The following is a 25,583-nucleotide window of genomic DNA, read 5'->3' on the forward strand; positions in this document are numbered from 1 at the left end:
CGCCCCCTTGCGGGCGCTTGAGGCACCGGCGGAAACCCTCTCCCCCCTGGGGAGAGGGTTGAAAAAGAGGGCGCATCGGAACGGCGATCACTCGGCCGACGTGAACTTCACGAATTTCGGTTCGCCGTTCTCGAGGCGGAAGACCGCCACCGGCTTCTGCGCGACACCGTTCTTGCGGAAGGTCAGCGTCTTGCCGTAGACGCTGTCGAAGGTCGGATTCTCCCACAGCGCCTCCACCAGACGCTCGCCGGTGTAGTAGTCGCCGCCCTTGGCCTTCGACCGCCGGATCAGCTCGGCAATCACGTAGACGCCCTCGTAGTAGTTCGCGGCGTAGAAGTCCGGCATGTCGCCGAATTTCGCCTTGTAGGCTTCGGCGAAGCGCTTGGACCACGGGTTCTCGTCGGTGGCGGCGAAATAGTCTGTGACCACCTCGACGCCCTCGGCGTGCTTGCCGGCGACCTTGGTGTCCTCGGCGGTCCATTCCATGCAGTAGACCGGCTGCTTCATGCCCAATTCGCGCAGGCGCTTCACCGCCAGACCGGCCTGCGGGGTCGTCGGCCAGTTGGCGATGGCGTCGGGCTGCGAGGCGCGCAGCTTGGCGACCTGGGTGTCGATGTTGGCGGCGTCGGCCTGGAACTGCTCGGCGGCGACCATCTTCAGCCCCATGCCTTCCCAGGCCTTAGTGGTGGCGGCGATGGTGGCGTCGCCGAACTCCGACTTGATGGCGATCTGGGCGAGCTTCTTGGCGCCCTGCTCCGCCGCGCGGTGGGCGATGCCGCCGGCCAGATCCGACGCCATCGAGCGGATGTTGAACATGTAGGGCGAGGTGCCGACCGTCTGGGCGCTGACCCCGCCGCCGTTCAGCATCAGGATCTTCTTCTGGTCGCCGATCGGCATGGTGGCGAGCGTCACCGTGGAGAAGGACGGCAGCACCGCCTTCACCCCCTCGACGTCGATCAGCCGGTTCATCCCGGCGACGGCGGCCTGGGCGCTGCCGCTCTTGTGGTCCTCGATGACCAGTTGCAGCTTGGTGCCGTCGATGCCGCCCTTGGCGTTGATCTCGTCCACCGCGAGCTGCGCGCCGCCGCTCATCACCTTGCCGTAATGGGGCGAGGCGCCGGTCATCGCGAAGATGCCGCCGATCTTGTAGACCTCCGGGTCGGCGGCCAAGGCGCTGCCGGCGAAGACGGTGCCCAGAGCCAAAACGGCGAAACTGGTGCGTATCGACATCGTTCCCTCCCAGGAATCGGGTGTTGGGGGTGACGCGGTCCCGTTGACGGGACTCGTTGTCGTTTCGAGGCCCGCGCCTCAGCGGGCGAAGGACAGATCGGCCAGAAGCCGCCGGACGGACGGGGCCGCGTGGTTCTCGGCCAGCAGCGGTGCCAGCCGCCGGGTCTTCTCCGCCATCGACGGGCGGTCCTCCATCCGCAGGATGCGGCGGCCGATGACAAGCGCGTCGATCCGCTCACGGTAATGGGCGATGCGCGCCTCGGCCGACTCGGCGAACCCGCCGTCCGGCAGGATTTCGGTCAGGAAACCGAAGCCGTAGGCCTCGGCCGCCGTCATCATCCGCCCGCCCGCCAGGATCTGGAAGGCGAGCGCCGCCGGCAGCCGTTCGGTCAGCGCGGCGTGGACGAAGGCCGGGTAGAGGCCGAAGCGCATCTCGGGAAAGCCGAACTGCACGCTGTCGGCGCCCAGCACCAGATCGCTGAGGCAGGCCACGATGCATCCCGCCCCCAGCGTCCGGCCATGCACAACGCTGACGACCGGCACCGCCGACCCGTACAGCGCCTGCATCGCGGCCCGCAGCGCCTCCTCCTGCGCGGCGAAGGCCTCGGCCCCGCGCCCCATCTCGGCGACGTCGCCGCCGGCGCAGAAGCCGCGCGGACCGGTGCCATCGATCGCCACAAGGGCGGCCCCGGCATCCGGCGCGCCGTCGATGGCGGCGGCCAGGGCCCGCAGCATCGCGGTGTCGAGCGCGTTGATCTTCTCCGGCCGGTTCAGCGTCACCCGGCGCAGGTCGCCGTCGTCGCGGACGAGCAGGCTGTCCGTCATGGCGCCGCCCTCCCCTCCGCGGGATGCGCCATGCGGCCGGAAATCACCGTCTCGCCGTGCTGGTTGGCGATCCACACGTCGTAGCCGTTGCCATCCGCCCGCCGCCGCCCGCCCGCCGTCACCACGTCGTCCTCGCGCACCGGGCGCAGGAAGCGGATGTCGAGCGTCGCGTCGGACACCGCCGCCTCACCCAGGCTGATCCGCACCGACTGCCACAACAGATTCACCGACAGCAGGCCGTGGGCGATGATGCCCTTCATCGGCGACTTCGCCGCGAAATCGGGGTCGAGATGGATCGGGTTGAAATCGTCGGTCAGCTCGGCGTAGAGCCGGATCGCCGTGCGGTCGATGCGCTTGGAGACCGGAGCCAGCGTATCCGTCATGGCGACATCCCCCCTCATGCCGCCCACAGCACGATCATCCGGCCGCGAAAGCAGGGCGTGCCGTCCTCTCCCACCGTCTCGGTGTCGAAATGGACCCAGCGGCGGTCGCGCTTCACCTCCTTGCAGGCGCAGGCGATGGTGGTGGTCAACCGCTCGCCCAAGGCGGGTCGGCGCAGCATTTCATAGCGTTGCGAGCCGTGGACGTTCCCCGGCGGGCGCGGCGCCACCAGATCGGAGTAGGCCCGCATGGACGCCACCGCGATCATCCCGGCGGGCATCCGCCCGTCCGCCGCGTCATCGGGGTATAGGCTGGCCCAGCGCCGCATCAGCGCATCGGACAGGTGAAGCTCCTGGGCGCCGAAGGCGGCCCCCACGGGAAGCGAGTCGAACACATACATGGATGTCCCTCCAGAAGGGTTCACTCCAGCGGCCGGACCTGCGGCAAGGCGCCGCCGCCGGCCAGCGGCTCGAAGATGACGCGGATCCGCAGACCGATGCGGACCTCCGCGGGCGGGCAATCGCGCAGGTTCGCCATCAGGCGGAACCCTTCGTCGAGATCGACCAGCGCGACGACGTAGGGCACGTCGTCCTTGAAGGCCGGTGTCGGTGCCCGGTGGACGGTGGTGTGGCTGTGAATGGCGCCGACCCCTGCGGAGCGCTCCTCCACCGGACCGGCGGCCCGGCAAACGGTGCAGAAGGGACGCGCCGGGAACTGGACATGGCCGCAGGCGGCGCAGCGCTGGTAGGTCAGCACCCCCCGCGCGCAGGCGTCCCAGAAGGAACGGGTGTCGGCGGTGATCAGCGGGGCGGGCTTCACGGCGGCGGTCATCTCAGGCCCTCCCCAGGATCAGCGAGCAATGCGCCGACAGAATGCCGCCGTCGCCGTGGACGAAGGCGGTTCCTGCTCCGGCCACCTGCCGGTCGTCGGCCTCCCCGCGCAGTTGCCGCACCGCCTCGACGATGTGGAACATGCCCCCGGCGGCGCCGGAATGCGCGTAGGACAGCAGGCCGCCATGGGTGTTGCAGGGCAGGAGCCCGTCCAGTTCCAGCGCGCCGTCGAGGATCGCCGGACCGGCCTCCCCCTTCGGGAAGAAGCCGATGGATTCCAGCTCGGCCAGCAGGGTGATGGTGAAGCTGTCGTAAATCTCGGCGACGTCGATGTCGGCAGGCGTCAGCCCGGCCATGGCGAAGGCTTGCGCCGCCGATTGCCGACAGCCGAAATCGGTCAGCGACGGCATGGCGAAGGTGTGCTCGTGCGTGTTCATCTGCCCGTAGCCGAGGATCGACACGGGCCGGCCGGTGTGGTCGGCGGCGGAATCGGCGGCGCTGACCACGATGGCGGCCCCGCCGTCCGACACCAGACAGCAGTCGAACAGCCGCAGCGGGTCGGCGATCATGCGGGCGGACAGCGCCTGCTCCATGGTCAGCGGGTCGCGGGCCTGCGCCTTGGGATGACGGCGGGCGTGGCCGCGCTGGGTCACGGCGATGGCGGCGAGCTGCTCGGCGAAGACATCGGGAGCGACGCCGCGCTCGTGCATGCAGCGGCGGGCCACCAGCGCGTAGGCCGCCGGGATCGACAGGCCGTAGGGGCGCTCGAACTGCGGGTGCCCGACCTCGGAAAGCGCCGCGACGGCCCCGCCCCGGCCCATGCCGCTCAGGCGGTTGTCGGCGCAGACCGCCAGCACGTTGCGGCAGATCCCCGCCCGTACCAGGGCGGCGGCCTGCATCACCAGCGCGCAGGCGGTCGCCCCGCCGGCCTGGATGGCGGCGCTGTAGGAGGGCGTGATGCCGAAATACTCGTTGAAGACCGACGAGAGCATCAGATGCGGCTCGGCCAGCGAATAGGCGCAGAGCACGCCGTCCACCTCGTCCGCCCGCAGGCCCGCGTCGGCCAGCGCCGCCGTTGCCGCCTCGGCATGGAGCGCCATGCAACTCGTTCCGTCCAGCCGGCCGACGGCGGTGTCGGCAACCCCGGAGATGACGGGGGTCATCGCGTGCTCTCCCGGTGATGAGGAAGGGGGCTGAACGAGCCGGCCAGTTGCCGGCTGATCCGCCGCGTGGTGTCTCGCAGGTCGGCGGCCATCGCCGCGACTCGCTCATCGGAGAATTGCGCCGTCAGCCCAACCGCCGACAGCGCCAGGAACGGCGTGCCCTCGGCGTCGAGCACCGGGCTGGACACGGTCGTCACGCCGCGCGCGAAGCCGTCTCGGTCCACCGCATAGCCGTCGACCCGCGCCGCCTCGACTTCTTCCAGGAAGTGCTCGAAGGATGGCGGGCCGTCCTGCCGGACCTTGGCGTATTGGCGCCTCATCTCGTCGACGGGGAAACCGGCGTGCGCCGCCATGCAGCGGCCGAGCGCGCCGACCAGCAGCGGCAGGCGGTGGCCAATGCGCATGTGGATCTGGATGGTCGAGGTCGCCTCCGCCCGGTCCACCAGCATGACGCGGGCGTTGCTGACGCGCAGCCACGCCGTCATCGGCGTCTGCCACGCGGCGGCGAGCCGCTCCAGCTCCGGGTGGATCAGCCGGGCGTAACCGACCTGATCGAGCGCGCTGCCCGCCAACTCCACCAGCCCGGCGCCCAGCCGGTAGGCCTTGCCGGCCTCCTCGAAATGGACGACGCGCTCGGCGACCAGGGTCTTGAGGATGTTGAAGCAGGTGCTGGGGTTCAGCCCCAGCGCCCGGGCGGTCTGGATGCTCGACACCGCGCCGTCCTGGGACGCCAGATAACGCAGGATCGCCAAGGCGCTGACCACCGCGCCGACCGGCTTGCCGATGTTGAGCGCCGCGATGTCCCTATCCTTGTCCTGATCCTGATGATCGGCGAGCATGGCGCGCTCTCCATTCTCTATTGAGAATTTCATTCTGTATTAAGATTGTGCCTCCGATCTTATTGTTAGTCAAAACAATCGTTCGCTGCGAGGACTGCTTGATACGCATACCACCATAGTCATTTCGCAGAGCTGGGAGCCGAGGGGCCCGAAACAAGCAGTCCTCAAGCGGACCTCGGAAAAGACGAATGGCCCTGCCGGGAGGCAGGGCCATTCGTTCCGTGACGGCGGTGGCGCGGTCCGGTTCAGGACGGACCGGCTCCCCTCACCAGGCCAACTCCAGAATGTCGCGGATGTCGGCCTCCCCGGTGATCGGGCGCGGGTTGCTGCGGACCATCATGTTTTGCATGGCCCCGGCCGCGATGGCGGCGAAGTGGTCGCGCGTCACGCCCACCTCGCGCAGGCTGCCCGGCTGCCCCAGGTCGCGGACGAGACCGGCGACCGCCGCCGCGGCGTCCCCATCCTCGCGCCCCAGCGCGCGGGCCACCAGCGCCTGACGGTCGGCGTTCACCTCCCGGTTCCAGCGCAGCACGCTCGGCAGCATGACGCAGGAGCAATGACCGTGCGGCACGTTGGCGACCGCGCCGAGCTGGTGACCGATGCCGTGGCTGGCGCCCCACTCCACCCGGCCAAGCCCGGTCGAGGCCAGCCAGACGCCGAGCTGGCTCTCCAGCCGGGCGTCGAGGTCGTCCGGCTCGGCCTGGTTGACGCGCAGGGAACGCGCCAGCATGCCCAACCCGTGCAGGCAGGTCGCGTCGGTGAAGGGCTGCGGCTTGCGGGAGCACACCGTCTCCACCGCGTGGTCGACGGCGCGGATGCCGGTGGACAGCCACAGCCGGTCGGGCGTGTGAACGGTCACGGCGGGGTCGAGGATGACCACCTGCCCACCGATGTGGCGCCCGGTGTAGAGATCCTTCACCTGGCGCGTCACGTCGGTGGCGCCGCCGAGGTTGGAGAACTCGGCCCCCGACAGGGTGGTCGGCACGATGATCTGGCGCAGCGGCAGGTCCTTCACCGCCGGGACGATGCGAGTGCCGTCCTCCGCCACGCGGATGCGCACGGCGTCGAAGCCGGCCTCGTCGGCGATGCCCTCGGCCAGCGCCACCAGCGTCACCTTCACCGTGTCCATCGGGGTGCCGCCACCGACCGTGACGATCAGGTCCGGCTGCAGCCGCCGCACCTCCCCGGCCAGGGCGAGGACGGAGGCGCGCGGCACATGCTCGACGCAGGAATCGAACACGCCGATGCAGCGGTCGCCCAGCGCCTCGCGGATGGCGGAGACGACGCCGGTCGAGCGGCTCAGCGTCCGGCTCGCCACGATCAGCAGACGGCTCTTGCCCAGCCGCCCGGCGGTCTCCGCCACGGCCTCGGCCGCCGGGCGACCATAAATGACACGATCCTGCGCCAGGAACTCATAGACACCCGATTGCATGCCGTTTCCCTCCCAGTTTCTACGATGCTACCCGCCCAGATAGGCCGCCGACAGCGTTGGATCGGCGGCGAGATCGGCCGCCTCACCGCTGCGCACCACCTGCCCGCGCCGCAACACGCAGCCGGCGTGGGCGACGCGCAGCGCGATGGCCGCCACCTGTTCGCACAGAAGGATGGTGGTGCGGCGCTCGCGGCAGACGGATTCGATGAAGCCGAAGATCTGCTGCACGATGACCGGCGCCAGCCCCAGCGACGGCTCGTCGAGCAGCAGGTAGCGCGGCTCGTGGATCAGCGCCGCCGACAGGATGACCATCTGCTGCTGCCCGCCCGACAGCATGCCGGCCGGCGTGTCGCGCCGCGCCGTCAGCATCGGGAACTGGTCGTAGACCCGGTCGGCGACCGCCTTGAAGCTGCCGCCCCGGTTGCGGAAATCCCAGGCGACCCGCAGATTTTCCTCGACCGACATGCGGTGGAACAGCCGGCGTCCCTCCAGCGCGTGGGACAGGCCGCGCCGCGCCCGCTCGTGCGGGGACAGCCGGGTGATGTCCTCGCCGTCGAGCCGGATGCTGCCCGCCGCCACCGGGGCCAGCCCGGAGATCGCCTTCATCAGCGAGGATTTGCCGGCCCCGTTGGCGCCCAGGATGGCGGTGATGGTCCCCGGCTCGGCCCGCAGCGAGACGCCGCGCACCGCCTGGACCGGGCCGTAGCGGACCTCCAGCCCCTGGATGTCGAGACCCGTGTTCTCAGGCATGGACGGTCTCCCCCGGATGGGTTTCGGTGCCGAGATAGGCGGCGACCACGGCCGGGTCGCGGTACATGCCGGCCATGGCGCCCTGGTAGATGACCCGCCCGCTGTCCAGCACGACGACGCGGTCGACCAGTTCGTTGAGGAAGTCCATGTGATGCTCGATCAGGATGACGCCGACGCCCTGCTCCTTCAGATGGCGGACCAGACCGCCCAGCTTGTGCAGCTCGCCTTCCGAAAGGCCGGCGGCGGGCTCGTCGAGCATGACGAGGCGCGGATTCGCCAGGATGACGCGCGACAGTTCCGTCATGCGCTGGTCGCCGTAGGGCAGGTCGCGCACGGGCGTGTCGGCGAGGTGCGACAACCCGGCCATCGCCAGGATCGCCTCGGCCCGGCCCAGCATTTCGGCGTCCTCACGCAGCGCGCCCGGCAGGTTCAGCGACGCCGCCAGCGGATTCTGCCGGTAGAGCCGGTGCCCGCCGAGCAGGACATTCTCCCGCACCGTGAAGGACGGCACCAGACGCGGGTCCTGGAAGGTGCGCAGCACGCCGCGCCGCGCCACCGCGTGGTCGGGCAGGCCGGTGAGGATTCCGCCATCGAACGACACCTTGCCGTCGGTCGGGCGGTAGATGCCGCTGATGATGTTGACCAGCGTGCTCTTGCCCGAGCCGTTCGGCCCGACGAGGCCGAGGATCTCGCCGGCCCCCAGCGTCACCGACGCGTTGTCCAGCGCGCGCAGGCCTAGGAAGCTGATGGACACGCCCTCGGCGCTCAGCAGCGGCCCGGTTCCGGCCGCGGCGCGGTGAGCCGGCGGCGGCGGCGGCAGCGCCTCCACGTCCTTGGAGAAGCGTGGGCGCGGCAGCAGCAGCCCGGCCAGCCCGCGCGGCAGCAGCACGAAGGACAGCAGCAGGATCAGGCCGTAGACCATGAACTGGTACTCGGCGAAGACCTGGAGCTTTTCCGGCAGGTAGGTGAAGACGACGGCGCCCAGGATCGGGCCGGTCAGCGTGCCCAGCCCCCCGACCACCGCCATGACCAGCGCCTCGACGGACCGGTGCAGGCCGAAGGTCTCCGGCCCGAGATAGCCGACGAGATGCGCGTAGAAACCGCCCGCGAGCCCGGCCAGCGCCGCGCTCAGCGTGTAGGCGTTGCGTTTGGTCGCGGCACGGGCGACGCCGATGCTGCCGGCGGCGACCTCGCTGACGTGGATGGCGAAGAAGGCCCGGCCGTAGGGGCTGGTGATGAAGTTGCGCAGCAGCCACACCACCCCGGCGACCACCGCCAGCGTGATCTGGAAATAGGCCACCGGGTCGATGCGCCAGCCGAACAGGGTCAGCGTGCGCAGGCCCGGCGACGGCACGCCGCTGAGGCCGACGACGCCGCCGGTCAGCGAGGTCCACTCGCGCACCACCTCGTAGAAGATCATGCCGAAGCCGAGCGTCATCATGGCGAGGTAGAACTCGCGCACCCGGCCGGCGGCGAAGGACAGCAGCCAGCCGCCCGCACCGCCCATGCCCGCCCCGGCGACCAGCGCCAGCGGCAGGGGAAGCCCCAGGTTCTTCATTAGTAGGGCCGACCCGTAGGCGCCGATGCCGAGAAAGCCTGCGTGCCCCAGAGAGATCTGCCCGGCGACGCCGGTCAGCACATTGATGCTCTGGGCCAGCAGGATATTGACCAGAAGAAAGGACCAGATCTGCACGGTGGAGCCGCTGGCGAATTCCGCCGCGACGCCGAGCGCCACGAGGAGTGCCGCGACCACCGGGGTCCGAGTGAGAAACGTGAGGGAGTTCCGCATCGCTGGCGCCTTACACCTTCGTGAATTCCTTGCGGCCGAACAGGCCCTGCGGGCGGATGGCGAGGATCACCATCAGGATGGCGAAGGCCATGCCATGTTCGGCCGCGGTGGAGACGTAGCCGCCGACCAGCTTCTCGATGACGCCGAGCGCGATGCCGCCGACCAGCGCGCCGGCCGTGTTGCCCATGCCGCCGAACACCGCCGCGACGAAGCCCAGCACCATCAGGTTGAAGCCGAAACCGGGATCGACCGTGCCGGTGATCTGGGCGACCATCACGCCGGCGATGCCGGCGAGCACGCCGCTGGCGACGAAGGACAGCACGATCACCCGGCGCACCGGAATGCCGGCCAGCGCCGCCGCGTCGGCGTCGTGCGACACCGCCCGCACCGCGCGGCCCCAGGCCGACCGGCGCAGGAACAGCTCCATCGCCACCATCAGCGTCAGCGACAGGCCCAGCACGGCGAGATACTGCGAGGACACCTGGACGCCGGCCAGATCGACAAAATCCATGCTGTCGAAGACCAGCGACGGAAAGGCGATGGCCTGCGACCCGAAGACCGTCGAGACGAAGCCCTGGAGGAAGATCCCCAGCCCCAGCGTCGAGACCACCCAGCCCATGCTGTCGCCCGCCTTCAACAGTGGGCGGATGGCGATGCGCTCGGCAATCACCATCAGCCCGCCGGCCAGCAGCACGCCGAGCGGCACGGCGACAGCCGCCGGCATCCCGGCCCCCAGCATCGCCACGGTGCCGACAGAGGCGGTCATCAGCAGCGACCCCTGGCCGAAATTCAGGGTGCGCGTGGTCCAGAAGGTCAGCGACAGCCCCATGGCGATGAGCGCGTAGACCGCGCCGACGCAGACGCCGGCGAAGATGAGTTGCAGCACGAAATGCATGGCGTCGTCCTCGTTATCCCTCTCCCGGGCGGGAGAGGGAAACCGGTCAGTCCCTGGGTCAGTCCTTGACGATCTTCAGCCCGATGTTGTCGCCGGACTTGGCGTACTCGAAGATCGCGACGTCCTCCGGCGCGATGGCGTGGTGCTTGGCCGCCGAGAAGGAGTAGGTCGCGTTGACCCCGCGCAGGCCCTGGATGCCCTCGATGGCCGTCGCGATGGCCTTGGGATCGGTCGAGTTGGCGCGCTTGATGCCTTCGAACAGCACGTCGGCGGCGTCGTAGGCGTTGCTGACCGACAGCGACATGAAGATCTGCGGGCGCTGCGGGTCCTTGCCCCACCAGCGGTCGGTGCCGTACTTCGCCTTGTAGGCGTCGGCGAAGCCCTGCGCCGCCGGGTTCAGCGTGTCCTCGCCGAAGACGTAGACCATCGACCCGCGCGTGCCGACCACCAGATCGCCCGCCGCTTCCTGGTAGGGGATCGACAGCGCGCCGTTCGAGGCGACCAGCGGCACGTTGTAGTTCAGCCGCGCCATGGTGCGGCGGATCACCGCCAGATCGGCGCCCAGCCCGACGCAGACCACCACGTCGGCGCCGGCCCGCTGCAGGCGGGCGACCTGGGCCGTCATGTCCTGGGTGCGCTGGTTGTAGGTTTCCACCGCGACGGGGGCGGCGTTGCCCGCCGCCTTCAACTCCTTGCCGATCATGTCGGCGCCGGACACGCCGTAGGCGGTGCTTTCGTGGACCAGCCCCGGCTTCTTGAAATTCTTGGCGACGTAACGGCCGAGCACCATCGACTCGACGTCGTTCTGGAGCGCAAAGGAGAAGACGTTCGGGCGTGGCTTGCCACCGTCGGGGTAGGTGACGGTCGGGGTTTGCGCCACCGGATTCATGTAGGGGCGCCCGTCAGCGGCGGCCATCTCGATCACCGCCAGGGTCGGACCGCTGCCCGCCGGGCCGATGAAGGCAACCAGATCCTTGTTGTCGAGCAGGCGGCGCATGTTCTGCACCGCGCGGTCGGGCACCAGCTGGTCGTCGAGCAGCATCGCCAACTCGATCTTCTTCCCGTTGATGCCGCCCTTGGCGTTCCACTTCTCGATGGCAAGTTCGACGCCGCGCCGCCCGCCCTCGCCATATTCGTTGTAGGGGCCGGTGAGGGCCGAGGTCATGCCGATCTTGACGCTGTCCTGCGCGGCGGCGGTGCCGGCCGACAGGGCGATGGTGGCGGCGACGGTGGTGGTCAGGGCGGCGGCCCCGATTAGGCCAATGACGGAACGGCGGTGCATGTCAGTCCTTTCCTCCCATGAGCGGCGAGCTGTACGTTGCACGCCTTATGAAATGAACTGTGAGTCATTTTTCATGGAGACTGTATCCTGAGCGAACTGTAGGCGCAACGGCATAATTGGGAAATCTGCACTTGGTCCCGCTCATCCTCATCTACCAAGCGGGAAAAGGGCTGGCGCAGCCTAATTGATCAACTCCTTGACCGTCCATGCGGCTCCTTCGCTCCCCTCTCCGGATCAATGGGTGAGGGCTAGAGAGGGGCGAGCCCCTCCAAAACAGTTGCTTGACTGAATGCCGGTTCATGGTTCATTGTTTGCTCAACAAGCGGAGCATCGTCTCCGCGACAAGACGCGAAGGGAGGCACCCATGCCGTCATCCGCCGCACGCAACGACCGTTTCCCGCCCGACCGGCTGCTGGCGCTCCACCGCACCATGCAGTTGATCCGCGCGACCGAGACCACCCTGTCCAAGCTGTTCGCCGACAGCGAGATTCCCGGCTTCATCCATCTCAGCGTCGGGCAGGAAGCGGTGGCCGCTGGGGTGATCGGCGCTTTGGGCCCCTGCGACACTTTCGCCACTACCCATCGGGGTCATGGCCACGTCCTGGCGCGCGGCGTGGCGCTCGACCTCTTCTTCAAGGAGATCATGGGACGGGCCGGCGGCATCTGCGGCGGACGCGGCGGCTCCATGCACGTCGCCGATCTGACGCTCGGCGTGCTGGGCGCCAACGGCATCGTCGGCGCCGGGCTGCCGCTCGCCACCGGCAGCGCGCTGGCCCATCAGACGCGGCGCAGCGGCGGCGTGGCCGTCGCCTTCTTCGGCGACGGCGCCATGGCGGAAGGCGCGCTGCACGAATGCCTGAACATGGCGGCGCTGTGGCGGTTGCCGATGGTCTTCGTCTGCGAAAACAATGGCTGGTCGGAATTCTCGCCGACCTCGCGCCAGTTCGCCGCCACCCTCGACAAGCTCGGCGGCGCCTTCGGCATTCCGCACCGCCAAATCGACGGCAACGACCTCGGTGCCGTCGCCGAGGCCGCGACCGAGGTGGTGGAAGCCGCCCGCACCGGCGGCCCGCGCATCCTGGAATGCATCACCACCCGCTGGCACGGCCATTTCGAGGGCGACCCGCAGCGATACCGCAACGCCGACGAGATCGCAGCCCTGCCGGAGAACGACCCGCTGCGCCGCTCCGCCGAGGCGCTGCTCGCCGCTGGGATCGAAGAGGAGGCGCTGGCCACCCTGGTCGCTTCCGTGGACGCCGACATCGCCACGGCCCTGGAGGCCGCCCGCGCCGACGTCCTGCCCGACTTCGACGCCGCCTTCCGCGACGTCTACACGCCAACCACGCTCACCGCCGGGGCCTGAAGTCTCATGTCGAAGCCGTTGCGCTATGTGAACGCCATCGCCCAGGCCCTGTCCGACGCGATGACGGACGACCCCTCGGTGATGCTCTTCGGCGAGGACGTCGCCGCCGCCGGCGGACCCTTCAAGGCGACCCGCGGCCTGCTGGACACCCACGGTCCCGACCGGGTCCGCGACACGCCGATTTCCGAGGCCTCCATCGTCGGCGCCGCCGTCGGCGCCGCGCTGACCGGCATGAAGCCGGTGGTCGAGATCATGTTCATGGATTTCGTGGCGCTCGCCATGGACGCCGTGGTGAATCAGGCCGCCAAGGCGCGCTTCATGTTCGGCGGGCAATGCAGCGTGCCGATGGTGCTGCGCACGCCGCACGGCGGAGGCTTGAACGCAGGGCCGCAGCATTCGCAATGCCTGGAGGCGTGGTTCGCCCACATCCCCGGCCTGCGCGTGGTCTGCCCGGCGACCGTCGCCGACGCCTACTCACTGCTCCGCGCGTCCATCGAGGCGCCCGACCCGGTGGTGTTCGTCGAGAACAAGGCGCTCTACGCCCTCCAGGGCGACATCGACGTGAACGCCCCGCGCGAGATCGGCAAGGCAAGGATCGACCGGCCAGGGCGCCACGTCACCATCGTCACCTACGGCGCCACCCTCTACGCCGCCCGCGCCGCCGCCGACCGGCTGGCGCAGGACGGCGTCGAGGCGGAGATCATCGATCTGCGCTGGATCCAGCCTTGGGACGAGGAGACCGTCTTCGCCTCGGTCGCCAAGACCCACCGCGTGGTGATCGCGCACGAGGCGGTGCAGGCCTTCGGCGTGGGCGCGGAGATCGCCGCGCGCATCGCGTCGGACCTGTTCGACGAACTGGACGCCCCGGTACTGCGCGTGGGCGCGCCCTTCATGCCCATCCCCTTCGCCAAATCGCTCGAGACGGCCTATCTGCCCGACGCCGACCGGATCGTCGCGGCGGTCAAAGACACGCTCGCCTGACGGACCCACGGGAGGAACCAAGACCATGACCGCTGAAACCACCGCCGGTAACAACGCCATCCTGACGACCCGCGACGGCGCCGTGGGGACCATCACCATCAACCGTCCGGACACGCTCAACGCGCTGAACATCCCGACGCTGCTGGAGCTGGAACGGGCGCTGACCGAACTGGAAGCCGACGACGGCGTCCATGTCATCGTCGTGACCGGGGCCGGCGAGCGCGCCTTCGTGGCCGGTGGCGATATCGCCGACCTCGACAGCCGCCAGGGCCTCGCCCATTACCTGGACTTCGCCGAGGTCATCCACCGGGTGTTCCGCCGCTTCGAGACCTGCGATAAGCCGACCATCGCCGCCGTCAACGGCTGGGCGCTGGGCGGCGGGACCGAGCTGCTGCTGTCGCTCGACATCCGCATCGCCGCCGAGACCGCCAAGTTCGGCCTGCCCGAGATCAACCTCGGTCTGTTCCCCGGCGCCGGCGGCACCCAGCGCATCCTGCGCCAGATCCCGTCCTGCCGGGCGCGCGAACTGGTCTTCACCGGCGACCAGTTCACCGCCGCCGAGGCGGTGGCCTGGGGCCTGATCAACCGCACCGTGCCCAAGGCCGATCTGATGGCGGAAGCGATGGCGACCGCCAACAAGATCGCCGCCAAGTCGCCGCTGATCCTCAAGATGATCAAGCGCACGCTCCGCCATGGCGCGGAGATGCCGCTGGGCGCCGCGCTGGCCTACGAGCAGGCGATGATCGGCCTCGTGCTCGACACCGAGGATTCGCACGAGGGGTGCAAGGCCTTCCTGGAGAAGCGCAAGGCCGCCTTCACGGGGCGCTGACCGATGGTCCGTGATCTGGTGATGCCCAAACTGGGGCTGACGATGACCGAGGGGGTACTTGCCGAATGGCGAGTGCTGCCGGGCCAGCCCTTCAAGACCGGCGACGTGCTGGTCGTGGTCGAGACCGACAAGATCGCCTCGGAGGTCGAGGCCGACAGTGACGGCGTGCTGATCGAGACTACCATCCCCGCCGGCGAGACGGTGGCGGTCGGCACCCTCATCGCCCGCTGGTCTGCGGATGGATCGGGCGCGGCGCCCGCACCGGCGGACGGCGCCGCTCCGCCGACGGTCGGGACTCCCGCGCCTCCCGCGAAGAGCGGCACCACAGCGGGCACGAGGAGCGGCCCCCCGCCCGCCCCAGTCCGAGACGGCGAACGCGTCCTCTCGACACCGCTGGCACGCCGCCGCGCCCAGGCTCTCGGCGTCGATCTGACAACCGTGACCGGCAGCGGCCCACGCGGCCGCATCAAGATGGCCGACGTCGAGGCGGCGGCGCAGCGGCAGGCGTCAGCGCCCGCCGCGATGCCGGAACCGATCCGCACCCCGGCGGCGGACCCGATCGCCACACCGGCGGGCGGGCGGTCGAAGCCCAGCGCCACGCAGGCGACCATCGCCCGCCGCCTGACCGCCGCCAAGCGCGATGTGCCGCATTTCTACCTCGCCGCCGAGGCTGAGGTGTCGGAACTGATGGCCCTGCGCGAAAGGCTGAACGCCGACGCCGAACCCGGCCTGCCGCGCATCTCGATGACCCATCTCGTGCTTGCCGCCGTCGGGCGGGCGCTCGCCGCGACGCCCGACATGGATCGCGTGTGGGACGATGCCACCCCCGGCGGCGAGATCCTCTCGCTCGGCCAGGGCGACATCGGCATGGCGGTTGACACCCCGCGCGGGCTGGTCGCCCCGGTGCTGCGCGGCGGCGCCCATCTGCCGCTCGACCAGCTGGCGCGGGAAGCCGCGGCGCTGACCGAGCGCGCCCGCAACGGACGGCTGACCGGCGAGGACCTCCAGGGCGGCGCCATCACCGTGTCGAACGCCGGCATGCACAACGTCACCTTCATGTCCTCGATCATCAACCCAGGCCAGTCGAGCATCCTCGGCGTCGGCAGCGTGCGCTCCGTGTTCCGCCCCGACGAGTCGGGTGCCCCGGTGTTGAAACGTGAACTCGGCCTCGTGCTGTCGGCGGACCACCGGCTGTTCGACGGCGTCGCCGCACTGGCCTTCCTCAACCGCATCATCGCCGGGCTGGAGCGGCCGTTGCGCCTGCTTCGCGCACCCTGACCCGACGACGCCTGACCTGGAGAAGAGACTCCCATGGATTTCCAGCTTTCCGAAGAACAGCGCCTGATGATCGAGACGGCGTCGCGCGTCGGCACCGAATTCGGCCTCGACTATTGGCGCGAGCAGGACGCGAAGAAGAGCTTTCCCACCGAGGCCTGGATCGCCTTCTGCGAGGCCGGCCTCGGCGGCGTCGCCCTGCCCGAGGAGTATGGCGGCTCGGGGCTGGGCATGCTCGACATGGCCCTGGTGATCGAGGCGCTGTCGGCGGCCGGCGGCGGTTCCACCCTGGCCCAGCTCTTCATGATCAACCCGATCTTCGGCGGCGTGGCGCTGGCGAAGTTCGGCACGAGTGCGCAGAAGGACGCGATGCTGCCCGCCCTAATCCAGGGCAGGATGAACTTCTGCATGGCGCTGACCGAGCCCAACGCCGGCTCCAACAGCCTGGAGATCCGCACCTTCGCCCACGCCGACGGGCAGGGGTGGCGCCTCAAGGGTCAGAAGATCTGGATCACCGCCGTGCCCGACGCCCACAAGATGCTGGTCGTCGCCCGCACCACCCGCCTTGAGGAATCCTCCCGCCGCACCGCCGGCATCAGCCTGTTCCTGATCGACGTGGACCGCGCGGGCCTGGACCATCAGGCCATCGACAAGGTCGGCACCCACACGCTGGCGTCGAGCACCGTCTATTTCGACGACGTGCGGGTCGAGCCGGACGAACTGATCGGCACGCTCGACCAGGGCTGGCACCAGCTGCTCGACGTGCTGAACACCGAGCGGATCGTCACCACCGCCGGTCTGGTTGGCGCCGGCACCCTGGCGATCCGGCTCGGCGTCGACTACGCCAAGGACCGCAAGGTGTTCGGCGACAAGCCGGTGGCGTCCTACCAGGGCGTCCAGTTCCCGCTGGCCCAGGCCCACGCCGAGCTGCAATGCGCCCGGCTGATGAACCTGAAGGCCGCGACGCTGTGCGACCAGGGGCAGCCCTACGGCAGCGAGGCCAACATTGCCAAGCTGATCGCGGCGCAGGCGGCGGGCCAGGCGATCGAACGCTCGATGCAGGCGATGGGCGGCATGGGCTACGCCAAGGAATACCACGTCGAGCGGCTGTGGCGCGACGCAAGGCTGTTCCGCTTCGCCCCGGTGTCGGAAGAGATGGTGCTGAACTTCATCGCCATGCACGATCTCGGCATGCCGAAATCCTATTGAGCGGAAATCTTCCGAACGGAGCTGGCGGACAACGCCGGCCGCTCACGTCCCGAGGGAGGGTGACATCGTGGTGAATCTCAGCGCCTTCATCCGTTTCCACGCGCTGCGCACGCCTGACCGGCTGGCGCTGGTCTACGGCGATCGGCGGATCACCTACGCCGGTTTCCTCGACCGCATCGAACGCATGGCCGGCTTCCTGCACAGGGGCGGCGTGCGCGAGGGCGACGTGGTGGCGGTGCTGATGAAGAACAGTGCGGCCTTCCTGGAGATCGCCTTCGCGGCCAGCCACATCGGCGCGGTGTTCCTGCCGATCAACTACCGGCTGGCCGCCGCCGAGGTGTCCTTCATCACCGGCAACGCCGGCGCCAAGCTGATCTTCGCCGACGCCGAACTGGCGGCGGCGGTGGCCGACGACCCGCGCGCGGTGCTGGTGGACACGGCGGCCCAGTTGGACGGGCGCGTCCTTGCCGGAACCGCCGGCGCCGGCAAGGATGCTCCGGTCCCGCCGATGCGGGTGCGCGGCACGCAGGATCTGTTCCGGCTGATGTACACGTCGGGCACCACCGATCACCCCAAGGGGGTCATGCATTCCTACGAGAACTTCTACTGGAAATGCATGGACCACGTGACGGCGCTGGGGTTGTCGGCGCAGGACCGGCTGCTGGCGGTCGGGCCGATGTACCATGTCGGCGCATTCGACCTGCCGGGCGTGGCGGTGTTGTGGCAGGGCGGCATGATCTGCGTCCTGCGCGACTTCGACCCCGACGCCGTGCTGGCCGCCATCGAGCGGGAAAAGCTGACCGGCGCATGGTTCGCCCCGGTCATGGTGGGCCGCGTGCTGTCCCATCCGGGTCGCGAGCGCTACGACGTCTCCAGCCTGCGATGGGCGGTCGGCGGCGGCGAGCGCACGCCCGAACAGCGCATCCGCGACTTCACCGGACTGTTCGCCAACGCGCGTTACGTGGACGGCTACGGTCTGACCGAGAGCTGCAGCGGCGACACCCTAATGGAGGCGGGCCGCGAGATCGAGAAGATCGGCTCGACCGGTCGGGCGCTCGCTCATGTCGAGATCGGGATCCGCGACGAGTCCGGCACCCCCCTTCCCCCCGGCGAGGCGGGCGAGATCTGCCTGCGCGGTCCGAAGATCACCAAGGGCTACTGGAAGGATCCGGAAAAGACCGCGCGCAGCTTCTTCGGCGACTGGTTCCGCACCGGCGACGTGGGGTATCTGGATAAAGACGGATTCCTATTCCTGACCGACCGCAAGAAGGACATGATTATCAGCGGCGGCGAGAACATCGCCTCCTCGGAGATCGAGCGCGTCATCTTCCTGCTGCCCCAGGTCGTCGAGGTCGCCGTCATCGCCGTCCCGGACGAGCGCTGGGGCGAGGTTCCCGCCGCCGTAGTGGTCCTACAGGAGGGCGAAAGCCTGGACGCCGAAGCGCTGGACCGCCACTGCCGCCAGCACCTCGCCGGCTTCAAGCTCCCCAAGCGCCTGCTGATCCGCGAGTCCCTGCCGCGCAACCCGTCCGGCAAGGTGTTGAAGCGGGTCCTGCGCGACGAACTGATCCCCACCTCCCAGGAGGACGCGCCGTGACCGCTTCCGACAACCCTGCGATCCTTCCCCTGGCCTCCGCCATCGCCCGATTCGTCGCCGGCCTGACCCTGGACTCACTGCCGCCCGACGTGGTGGAGAAGGCGCGGGTCTGCCTGCTGAACGGCTACGGCATCGCCCTCGGCGGGCACGACACGCCCTACGCCCCGGTGGCGCGGGCGGCGGCGCTGGCCATGCACGGCGAACGTCATGACGGCGGTGGCGGCGGCGCCACCATGCTCGGCGATGGGCGCAGGACCGGCGTGCCCGGCGCGGCGCTGGCCGGTTCGGCGCTGTTCCACGGCCGCGCCCAGGAGGACACCTGCGGCGCCGCCCACATCGGCGCCATCCTGATCCCGCTGCTGACCGCCATGGTCGAGGCCGGACAGGGGCCGGTCGAGCGGCTGCTGCCGGCGCTGGTCGCCGGCTACGAGGCGGGCGGCCTGCTGGAGACCGCCTATTCGCCGCTGACCACGCCGGCCGGGTTGCGCGCCTCGCCGCTCTACGGCACGGTCGCGGCGGCCGCCGCGGCGGCGTATCTGTTGGACCTGCCCGAGGACCGCATCGCGGCGGCGCTCGCCAACGCCGCCTCCTTCACCGGCGGCCTCCTGCAATCCTTCGACGACGGCACCGACGAGTGGCGTTATCAGGTCGGCGTCGCCGCCGTGAACGGGCTGACGGCGGCGCAGCTGGCGGCGAACGGCTCGGTGTCCGCCCCGGGCGCGTTCGAGGGGCGGACCGGCTTCGTCCGCGCCTTCGCCCGCACTGGCTGCGACGTCACGGCGCTGGCGGCGAAGCTCGGAACAGTCTGGTCGATCCGCCGGGTGACCTTCAAGCCCTACCCGGTCTGCGCCTTCAACCAGACACCGGTCACCGCCGCCCTAGCCTTGCGGGACGAACTGGCGGGACGCGCCGTCCGCGCCGTGACCGTGCGCATGAATCCGTTCGAGACCGGCTACGCCGGGATGGATTCCAAGGGGCCCTTCGCCAGCATCTCCGGCACGCTGATGAGCATCCCCTTCTGCATCGCGCTGACGCTGCTGCGCGGAGTGCCGACCATGCGGACGATGACCCGCTACGACGACGCGGCGGTCAACGCCCTGGTCGCCCGCGTCGACCTGATCGCGGACGAGAGCGTCGCCCGCCTGTGCTGCGCCATCGAGGCGACGCTGGACGACGGCACGGTCCTGACCCGGCGGCAGGACATGACGACCGACGATTTCGCCTTCTCCTGGGACGAGGTCGGCGCGCTGGTCCGCCGCATCGGGGGCGAGACCGGGGTGCCATCCGAGGCCTACGACCGGATCGAAGGCTTCGCCCGTGCCTTGCCCCGCGCGAACATCGGAGATCCCTTGGCGGCCTTCTCCTATTTGCCGCACTCCGCACGCTAGTTTCTCTCGTTAAGCGGGCGGGGAACAGCTAGATCCGGATCAGGAACCAAGAGGTAGGAACGAGGATGGCAATGGCCCGGACGGCGACAGGAAAGAAGACCAGGGTGCAGCGGTCGGAAGAGGTGCGCGATGCGTTGTTCCAGGCCGCAGCCGAAGTGGTCGGCGAATATGGCTACGTCGACGCATCAATCACCCGGATAACCCAGCGGGCCAATCTGGCACAGGGCACATTCTACAACTACTTCGCCTCGCGTCAGGAAATCTTCGACGAGTTGCTGCCGGTGCTCGGCGCCAAGATGCTGGCCCACATCCGCCAGCAGGCCGGCGGCGCCAGAACCTTCCTGGAGAAGGAGGAGCTGTCGTTCCGTGCCTTCTTCTCCTTTCTCAAGCGGATGCCTTATTTCCTGCGCATCCTCAACGAAGCCGAAATCTTTGCGCCCAAGGCGCACCGCCAGCATTTCCGCAACATCACCGCCAGCTACCTGCGCTTCCTGCAGAAGGCCCGCGCCGCCGGCGAGATCGCCGATCTCAGCGACGATTCCCTGGAGCCGCTCATCTACATGCTGGTCGCCACGCGCGGTTATCTTGCCTTGCGTTACACCAACGAGAATGGTGTGGTCAATCTGCCGGAGGAGGCGGTCACAGTCTATCTCCAGCTTCTGTCGAACGGGTTGATTGCGCCAAGTCTCGTGCCCATCAACATTGAGGGCAGAAAAGAGCCTTGATTTCGGGGCGGCCGTGTCCCGCCAGGTGGTGTCCGAGACGTGAGGCCGCCCCGCCGGTGTGCTCTCCATAGCTGTCGCAGGCGGGCCGTCCGTCCTGGCCAGCGCTGACGCGCCCTCCAGATTGGCGCTGCGCCGGGAGAGAGTCGTGTGATCCGGGACTGGCAGTTCCAGGCCGAGCAGACGCATAAGGGAGCCGAGACCGTCGCAAACCTGGGGGGAGAATGGTACGGCGTGTCCGGATGGCCGCGGTCGGGGGCACGATGAAGTGGCGGGTCATGGCTGAGGTCACGGGCGAGGATGGTGCGGTGACGCGTCACGTGATCTCCGAGGGTGAGCGCACCGAAGTCGGTCAGGCGGCGACGCTCGGGCTGAGCTTGGCTGAGGGCAAGGCAACCCTGTCCGGCCTGCAGCGCGTCCTGGTCACCGCCCAGGCCGACACGCACTGTCGCCGCCGTCGCCAGTGCAGCCACTGTGGGGCATTGCGCCCGCTCAAGGACCACCGCACCCGCACATTGGTGTCGCTGTTCGGCACGGTGGAGGTGCGCGCGCCCCGCTTCGGCCCCTGCCACTGTGGTGTGGCCTGCCGGCGCAGCCTGACCCCGGTCGCGGAGATGATGCCCGATCGCTGCACTCCGGAGTACGAACGCGTCCTGGCCGAGATGGGCAGCGCGCTGCCGTACCGGCGGGCGCGGGCGCTGCTGGCCGATCTGCTGCCCTTGGATACGGCTCCGGATGTGGAGACGATCCGCCGGCGCACACTCCAGGTTGGGGCTCGGCTCGAACGGGCGGCGCTGGTTCCGCCGGACGAGGGATCGCCGGCCCCGGCGCAGGCGATCACGCTGGCCATCGACGCGGGGCACGTGAAATCGGTGCGGACCTACCAGATGCGCTCGTTCGAGGTGATGATCGCCCGGGCGGCCAAAGATGAGGGTCAGGAGGTGGTCTTCGGCAGCATGCCGGCCGAGGCTGACCGCCAGGTGAAGCAGCTTCATCACGTCCTGCGCCGTCTGGGAGCGACGGCGAGCACGCCGGTCACCATCCTCAGCGACGGCGCGGAAGGCCCCCGGTCCTTGGCCGGGGCGGCCAGTTGCGGCCCGGTGCGCCACGTCCTCGACTGGTTTCATCTGTCGATGCGGGTCCAGCATGTGGCGCAAGCGGTCAAGGGCTGGACAGCGGCGGAGCCGGCCGCCGCGGAGCGGACGGTGCCCCTGGCCGACGCTGTCTCCCGCGTCCGCTGGCGGCTCTGGCATGGCCAGACCGAGCGGGCGCTGGGCTTGATCGGTGACACCCTGACCGACCTCGACGCCCTGTTGGATACCGCCGACGACCGGCAGGTCCGGAAAGTGGCTACGCTGCTGCGCGCTCTGGAGATCTATGTCGTCGGACAGGCCAACCTGATCATCGACTATGCGGCCGCCCGCGGCCGGGGCGATCCCATCTCCACGGCGACGACCGAAAGCACGGTCCAGCGCCTGCTGCACCGGCGCATGGGCGCCAATCAGCAGATGCGCTGGTCCCCGCGTGGCGCTCACCGCATGCTGAAGGTCCGCACCGCAGTGATGAACGGGACATTCGCCGCGGATCACGCCGCCGCCGAGCCATACGCCGGCCGCCCCTTCCGCCCCGCGGCGTGAAGGCCCCCCAGGTTTGCGACGGTCTCATATACGCTAAGCGGACAAAGCTGGAACGTGGCCGTTTCACGGGGCGTCGCGCGCCCCTCCCGGATCAGCCGCGGCTCCGTCGCGTGCGCGTTTTACGATGCCGGCCACGGTGTTCTTGCTGAGCCCCAGTTCCCGGCCGATCAGGCGATAGCTGCGCCCCTGGGCAACCAGCGCCAGCACCTTGGGCGCCAGCCGGTCCGATTTCGGCCGTTGCCCGGGCTGGCGGCCGAGGGTCTTGCCGCGGGCCTTGGCCGCGGCGAGGCCGGATCGGACCCGTTCGCGCAGCAGGTCGCGTTCGAACTCGGCGATGCCGGCCAGCACGGTGGCCATCATGCGGCCGGCGGCGCTTGCCAGGTCGAAGGTCATGCCGCTCAACGCGATCACCGAGACCCGCCGAGCTTCCAACTCGCGTAAGGTCTCCAGCAGGTCCAGCGTGCTGCGGCCCCACCGTGACAGCTCGGTCACCAGGATAACGTCGATGTGCCGGGCCTGGGCGAGCGCCATCACCTTGCGGCGTTCGCCGCGGTCGAGCTTCACCCCGGAGCCGGTCTCCTTGAAGACGCCCACCACCTCGTAGCCGGCGCGGGCGGCGAAGGCGAGGAGGTCGCGCTCTTGTCGCGCGCACGACTGGTCGGCGGTGGAGACCCGGCAGTAGAGGGCGGCACGCTGTCCCATTTGAACCTTCCCGGATCGATGGTCGGCAAACCCGCGTCCCGGCTAGGGTCGCCACCAGCCAAAACAGACTATACTTCAACTGGGACAGCCTCTCCATGCCGCGCCGCCGCGTCCTCACCGACGCCCAGATCACCACCCTGTTCGCCTTGCCGACCGCCGGGGCCGACCTCATCCGCCACTACACCCTTGGTCCCGACGACCAGGCGGTCATCGCCCGGCGCCGCCGTCCCCACAACCGTCTCGGCTTCGCCCTTCAGCTCTGCGCCCTGCGCTATCCCGGCCGGTTGATCCGGCCCGGCGAGCTGGTCCCCCTGGAGATCGTCACGTTTGTAGCGGAACAACTGGACATCGACCCGGACGCCCTCGCCGACTATGCGGCCCGCGCGCCGACCCGCTACGATCAGCTGGGCGCGCTGCACGAGGCCTTTGGCTTCCGCACCTTTTCCCAACCTGACCACCGGGAGCTTTCGGCGTGGCTGGTGCCGATCGCTCTGGCGACGGTCAGCGCGATCGCGGTCGCCGAGGCGCTGATGGCGGAGTTGCGGCGGCGGCGCATCGCCGCTCCGGGAACCACCACCGTCGAGCGCATGGTGGCCACCGCCCTTCTGCAGGCGGAACGCCATGCCGCCGCCAAATTGAGCGGCACTTTGTCCCCTGAAAAACGCACCGCGTTGGACGCGCTGCTCGACAACCATCCGGGAACTGCGGTCAGCTCCCTCGCCTGGGCCCGCCAGTCGCCTGGTGCGCCCGGTCATCGGTCCATGGCGCGCCTGGTCGATCAGCTCCGGCATCTCCGGCAGGTGGGGATCGGCCCCGCGGCGACCGATGGCATCCACGCCGACCGGATCCGGCAACTCGCCCGTGAGGGAAGCCGCCTGACCGCCCAGCACCTCCGGGCGCTCGGCCCGCTCCGCCGCCACGCTGTCTTGATCGTGACGGTGCTCGATACGATCACCCGCCTCACCGACGAGGCCATCGGCCTCTTCGACCGGCTGATCGGGCGGATGTTCCGGCGGGCCGAGCGGCGCGCCTCGGCCGATCTGCAGAACAATGCCCGGTCCCTGAACGACAAGGTGCGCCTGCTGAGCAAGCTCGGCGATGCGCTGATCGAGGCCAAGGAAACCGGGGGCGACGCTTTCGCTGCGGTCGGCAAGGTGATCCCCTGGGACCGGTTCGCCGCGGTCATCGCGGAAGCCAAGGGGCTGACCCGGGACGATGGTCCGGACTACCTCGCGCTCGCCGAAGCGAACCATGTCCTGCTGCGGCGGGTCGGCCCGCTGTTCCTGGACGCCTTCGAGTTCCAGGGTATCGCCGCCGTGACCGGGCTGCTCCGCGCGGTGACGGCGCTGCGCACCTTCTATGCCGGCAGCCGGCGAACCCTGCCGAAGGACCTCCCGATCGGTTTCATCCGACGGAGCTGGCGGTCCGCCGTCTTCCGCGACGGCGCCATCGATGGTCAAGCCTACGAACTGTGCCTCTTCGCGGAGCTTCGAGACCGGCTGCGCGCCGGCGACGTCTGGGTGGTCGGCAGCCGGCAGTACCGGGCGGTGGAGGATCAGCTCATTTCGAAGCTGCTGTTCGCCGAGATGCGGGCGACCGGCCCGCTGCCGGTGGCCGTGCCGAGCGATGCCGCACGCTACCTCCAGGACCGCAAGGACCTGCTGGAAGCGCGGCTGCGGGAGGTCTGCGAGAAGGCCGCCCAGGACCAGCTTGTGGATGTTCGCCTCAGCGGCGACACCCTCAAGATTTCCCCGCTGCAAGCGGTGACGCCGGAGGAAGCGGAACGGCTGGCCGACCGGGTCTACGCACGGATGCCGCGGGTGCGGATCACCGATCTCCTTGATGAGGTCGCCGAGTGGACGGGCATCGCCGACTGCTTCACGCATCTGCGCACCGGCCTACCGGCCGAGGACCGTCGCGTGGTCCTGACCGCCGTGCTGGCCGACGCCACCAACCTCGGCCTGACGCGGATGGCCGAGGCGTGCAGCGTCGCCAGCTACAAGCAATTGGCCTGGACGGCGGGGTGGCACGTCAGCGAGGACGCCTATGGCCGGGCTCTGGCCCGGATCGTCGCGGCCCAGCAGGCGCAGCCCCTGGCCGCCCACTTCGGCAGCGGAACGGCCTCCAGTTCCGATGGCCAGCACTTCCCGCTCGGCGGGCGGGGCGAGGTGACCGGAGCCGTCAACCTATACAAGGGGGCCGGCCCGGCGATCTCCTTCTACACCCACATCTCCGACCGCTACGCGCCCTACCACACCAAGGCCATCTCGGTGGCGGAGAGCGAGGCCGCCCACGTCATTGACGGCCTGCTCTACCATGGCACGGATGCCGGGATCGCCGTCCACCATGTCGATGGAGGTGGCGTCTCGGTTATATGGACATTTGGCTCCAAGGAGCCTTTCGAGCATTCTTGTGACGACATCGGACACAGGGGGCGTCTATGGCCAGGATCGAGCGCACGGAG

General features: G+C 69.4%; 23 protein-coding genes and 1 pseudogene. 10 read left to right on the forward strand and 14 right to left on the reverse strand.

From position 1 onward, the window contains the following. Positions 1–87 precede the first annotated feature (87 nt). The 12 genes from J2Y49_RS30685 to J2Y49_RS30740 all read right to left on the reverse strand — a co-directional run bounded on the left by J2Y49_RS30685 (position 88) and on the right by J2Y49_RS30740 (position 11,416). The gene (locus J2Y49_RS30685; protein ID WP_098736679.1) at positions 88–1,230 is read right to left on the reverse strand and encodes an ABC transporter substrate-binding protein; all 1,143 of its coding nucleotides are present in this window, start codon (positions 1,228–1,230) and stop codon (positions 88–90) included. 78 nt (positions 1,231–1,308) lie between these two features. Further along, positions 1,309–2,055, reverse strand: coding sequence for an enoyl-CoA hydratase/isomerase family protein (locus J2Y49_RS30690; RefSeq protein WP_098736680.1), 747 nt, complete (start codon positions 2,053–2,055; stop codon positions 1,309–1,311). Further along, a complete protein-coding gene (locus J2Y49_RS30695; RefSeq protein WP_098736681.1) occupies positions 2,052–2,438 on the reverse strand; it encodes a MaoC family dehydratase in 387 nt (128 codons plus the stop codon). The genes J2Y49_RS30690 and J2Y49_RS30695 overlap by 4 nt, the downstream gene beginning before the upstream one ends. A 14-nt stretch (positions 2,439–2,452) precedes the next feature. Continuing rightward, entirely contained in the window at positions 2,453–2,836 is a 384-nt protein-coding gene (locus J2Y49_RS30700) for a hypothetical protein (protein WP_098736682.1), read from the reverse strand. A gap of 20 nt (positions 2,837–2,856) precedes the next feature. Beyond that, positions 2,857–3,267 (reverse strand): Zn-ribbon domain-containing OB-fold protein, encoded by a 411-nt coding sequence (locus J2Y49_RS30705; RefSeq protein WP_098736683.1) that lies wholly within the window; start codon positions 3,265–3,267, stop codon positions 2,857–2,859. 1 nt (position 3,268) lies between these two features. Next, positions 3,269–4,429: a thiolase family protein gene (locus tag J2Y49_RS30710; protein ID WP_161958030.1), complete on the reverse strand. Its 1,161-nt coding sequence runs from the start codon at positions 4,427–4,429 to the stop codon at positions 3,269–3,271. Beyond that, a complete protein-coding gene (locus tag J2Y49_RS30715; RefSeq protein ID WP_098736684.1) occupies positions 4,426–5,268 on the reverse strand; it encodes an IclR family transcriptional regulator in 843 nt (280 codons plus the stop codon). Before J2Y49_RS30715 ends, J2Y49_RS30710 begins: the two co-directional genes overlap by 4 nt. Before the next feature lie 265 nt (positions 5,269–5,533). Then, positions 5,534–6,700 (reverse strand): iron-containing alcohol dehydrogenase, encoded by a 1,167-nt coding sequence (locus tag J2Y49_RS30720; RefSeq protein ID WP_098736685.1) that lies wholly within the window; start codon positions 6,698–6,700, stop codon positions 5,534–5,536. Positions 6,701–6,727: 27 nt separating this feature from the next. Beyond that, positions 6,728–7,450: an ABC transporter ATP-binding protein gene (locus J2Y49_RS30725; RefSeq protein ID WP_098736686.1), complete on the reverse strand. Its 723-nt coding sequence runs from the start codon at positions 7,448–7,450 to the stop codon at positions 6,728–6,730. Next, positions 7,443–9,239, reverse strand: coding sequence for an ATP-binding cassette domain-containing protein (locus J2Y49_RS30730; RefSeq protein WP_098736687.1), 1,797 nt, complete (start codon positions 9,237–9,239; stop codon positions 7,443–7,445). The genes J2Y49_RS30725 and J2Y49_RS30730 overlap by 8 nt, the downstream gene beginning before the upstream one ends. Before the next feature lie 10 nt (positions 9,240–9,249). After that, a complete protein-coding gene (locus tag J2Y49_RS30735) occupies positions 9,250–10,134 on the reverse strand; it encodes a branched-chain amino acid ABC transporter permease (RefSeq protein ID WP_098736688.1) in 885 nt (294 codons plus the stop codon). 58 nt (positions 10,135–10,192) lie between these two features. Continuing rightward, positions 10,193–11,416, reverse strand: coding sequence for an ABC transporter substrate-binding protein (locus J2Y49_RS30740; protein ID WP_098736689.1), 1,224 nt, complete (start codon positions 11,414–11,416; stop codon positions 10,193–10,195). Between the two features lie 364 nt (positions 11,417–11,780). On the opposite strand from J2Y49_RS30740, the gene J2Y49_RS30745 reads away from it, so the two are divergent. From J2Y49_RS30745 to J2Y49_RS30780, 8 genes are all read left to right on the forward strand, one after another. Beyond that, the gene (locus J2Y49_RS30745) at positions 11,781–12,779 is read left to right on the forward strand and encodes a thiamine pyrophosphate-dependent dehydrogenase E1 component subunit alpha (protein ID WP_098736690.1); all 999 of its coding nucleotides are present in this window, start codon (positions 11,781–11,783) and stop codon (positions 12,777–12,779) included. Between the two features lie 6 nt (positions 12,780–12,785). After that, entirely contained in the window at positions 12,786–13,760 is a 975-nt protein-coding gene (locus J2Y49_RS30750; RefSeq protein ID WP_098736691.1) for an alpha-ketoacid dehydrogenase subunit beta, read from the forward strand. 25 nt (positions 13,761–13,785) lie between these two features. After that, positions 13,786–14,589, forward strand: a complete 804-nt coding sequence (locus J2Y49_RS30755; RefSeq protein WP_098736692.1) for an enoyl-CoA hydratase/isomerase family protein — start codon at positions 13,786–13,788, stop codon at positions 14,587–14,589. 3 nt (positions 14,590–14,592) lie between these two features. Beyond that, the gene (locus J2Y49_RS30760; protein WP_098736693.1) at positions 14,593–15,867 is read left to right on the forward strand and encodes a dihydrolipoamide acetyltransferase family protein; all 1,275 of its coding nucleotides are present in this window, start codon (positions 14,593–14,595) and stop codon (positions 15,865–15,867) included. A gap of 33 nt (positions 15,868–15,900) precedes the next feature. Next, positions 15,901–17,073, forward strand: coding sequence for an acyl-CoA dehydrogenase family protein (locus tag J2Y49_RS30765; RefSeq protein WP_098736694.1), 1,173 nt, complete (start codon positions 15,901–15,903; stop codon positions 17,071–17,073). A gap of 67 nt (positions 17,074–17,140) precedes the next feature. Continuing rightward, a complete protein-coding gene (locus J2Y49_RS30770; RefSeq protein ID WP_098736695.1) occupies positions 17,141–18,670 on the forward strand; it encodes an AMP-binding protein in 1,530 nt (509 codons plus the stop codon). After that, on the forward strand, positions 18,667–20,058 hold the full coding sequence (locus tag J2Y49_RS30775) for an MmgE/PrpD family protein (RefSeq protein ID WP_310119462.1): 1,392 nt from the start codon (positions 18,667–18,669) through the stop codon (positions 20,056–20,058). Before J2Y49_RS30770 ends, J2Y49_RS30775 begins: the two co-directional genes overlap by 4 nt. A 71-nt stretch (positions 20,059–20,129) precedes the next feature. After that, a complete protein-coding gene (locus J2Y49_RS30780) occupies positions 20,130–20,783 on the forward strand; it encodes a TetR/AcrR family transcriptional regulator (RefSeq protein ID WP_247870754.1) in 654 nt (217 codons plus the stop codon). 57 nt (positions 20,784–20,840) lie between these two features. Here J2Y49_RS30780 and J2Y49_RS30785 read toward each other — a convergent pair. Continuing rightward, positions 20,841–20,981: pseudogene (locus J2Y49_RS30785) on the reverse strand (IS5/IS1182 family transposase); the annotation flags it as partial. Between the two features lie 62 nt (positions 20,982–21,043). Between J2Y49_RS30785 and J2Y49_RS30790 the strand changes: the two are divergent. Continuing rightward, a complete protein-coding gene (locus tag J2Y49_RS30790) occupies positions 21,044–22,417 on the forward strand; it encodes an ISKra4 family transposase (protein WP_098737006.1) in 1,374 nt (457 codons plus the stop codon). Between the two features lie 63 nt (positions 22,418–22,480). Here J2Y49_RS30790 and J2Y49_RS30795 read toward each other — a convergent pair whose 3' ends face one another. After that, positions 22,481–23,119: a recombinase family protein gene (locus J2Y49_RS30795; protein ID WP_310119465.1), complete on the reverse strand. Its 639-nt coding sequence runs from the start codon at positions 23,117–23,119 to the stop codon at positions 22,481–22,483. Between the two features lie 95 nt (positions 23,120–23,214). On the opposite strand from J2Y49_RS30795, the gene J2Y49_RS30800 reads away from it, so the two are divergent. Next, positions 23,215–25,583 (forward strand): Tn3 family transposase (locus J2Y49_RS30800; protein WP_310119467.1); only part of this gene is annotated, 2,369 nt, incomplete at its 3' end.

Source organism: Azospirillum sp. BE72, assembly GCF_031455875.1.
Taxonomy (GTDB): Bacteria; Pseudomonadota; Alphaproteobacteria; order Azospirillales; family Azospirillaceae; genus Azospirillum.

Coding starts and splice junctions, on each gene's coding strand:
- J2Y49_RS30790 (WP_098737006.1), top strand. CDS start 21,044: ATGAAGTGGCGGGTCATGGCTGAGGTCACGGGCGAGGATGGTGCGGTG.
- J2Y49_RS30740 (WP_098736689.1), bottom strand. CDS start 11,416: ATGCACCGCCGTTCCGTCATTGGCCTAATCGGGGCCGCCGCCCTGACC.
- J2Y49_RS30720 (WP_098736685.1), bottom strand. CDS start 6,700: ATGCAATCGGGTGTCTATGAGTTCCTGGCGCAGGATCGTGTCATTTAT.
- J2Y49_RS30700 (WP_098736682.1), bottom strand. CDS start 2,836: ATGTATGTGTTCGACTCGCTTCCCGTGGGGGCCGCCTTCGGCGCCCAG.
- J2Y49_RS30780 (WP_247870754.1), top strand. CDS start 20,130: ATGGCCCGGACGGCGACAGGAAAGAAGACCAGGGTGCAGCGGTCGGAA.
- J2Y49_RS30705 (WP_098736683.1), bottom strand. CDS start 3,267: ATGACCGCCGCCGTGAAGCCCGCCCCGCTGATCACCGCCGACACCCGT.
- J2Y49_RS30795 (WP_310119465.1), bottom strand. CDS start 23,119: ATGGGACAGCGTGCCGCCCTCTACTGCCGGGTCTCCACCGCCGACCAG.
- J2Y49_RS30690 (WP_098736680.1), bottom strand. CDS start 2,055: ATGACGGACAGCCTGCTCGTCCGCGACGACGGCGACCTGCGCCGGGTG.
- J2Y49_RS30760 (WP_098736693.1), top strand. CDS start 14,593: ATGGTCCGTGATCTGGTGATGCCCAAACTGGGGCTGACGATGACCGAG.
- J2Y49_RS30710 (WP_161958030.1), bottom strand. CDS start 4,429: ATGACCCCCGTCATCTCCGGGGTTGCCGACACCGCCGTCGGCCGGCTG.
- J2Y49_RS30750 (WP_098736691.1), top strand. CDS start 12,786: ATGTCGAAGCCGTTGCGCTATGTGAACGCCATCGCCCAGGCCCTGTCC.
- J2Y49_RS30685 (WP_098736679.1), bottom strand. CDS start 1,230: ATGTCGATACGCACCAGTTTCGCCGTTTTGGCTCTGGGCACCGTCTTC.
- J2Y49_RS30695 (WP_098736681.1), bottom strand. CDS start 2,438: ATGACGGATACGCTGGCTCCGGTCTCCAAGCGCATCGACCGCACGGCG.
- J2Y49_RS30755 (WP_098736692.1), top strand. CDS start 13,786: ATGACCGCTGAAACCACCGCCGGTAACAACGCCATCCTGACGACCCGC.
- J2Y49_RS30725 (WP_098736686.1), bottom strand. CDS start 7,450: ATGCCTGAGAACACGGGTCTCGACATCCAGGGGCTGGAGGTCCGCTAC.
- J2Y49_RS30715 (WP_098736684.1), bottom strand. CDS start 5,268: ATGCTCGCCGATCATCAGGATCAGGACAAGGATAGGGACATCGCGGCG.
- J2Y49_RS30730 (WP_098736687.1), bottom strand. CDS start 9,239: ATGCGGAACTCCCTCACGTTTCTCACTCGGACCCCGGTGGTCGCGGCA.
- J2Y49_RS30735 (WP_098736688.1), bottom strand. CDS start 10,134: ATGCATTTCGTGCTGCAACTCATCTTCGCCGGCGTCTGCGTCGGCGCG.
- J2Y49_RS30745 (WP_098736690.1), top strand. CDS start 11,781: ATGCCGTCATCCGCCGCACGCAACGACCGTTTCCCGCCCGACCGGCTG.
- J2Y49_RS30765 (WP_098736694.1), top strand. CDS start 15,901: ATGGATTTCCAGCTTTCCGAAGAACAGCGCCTGATGATCGAGACGGCG.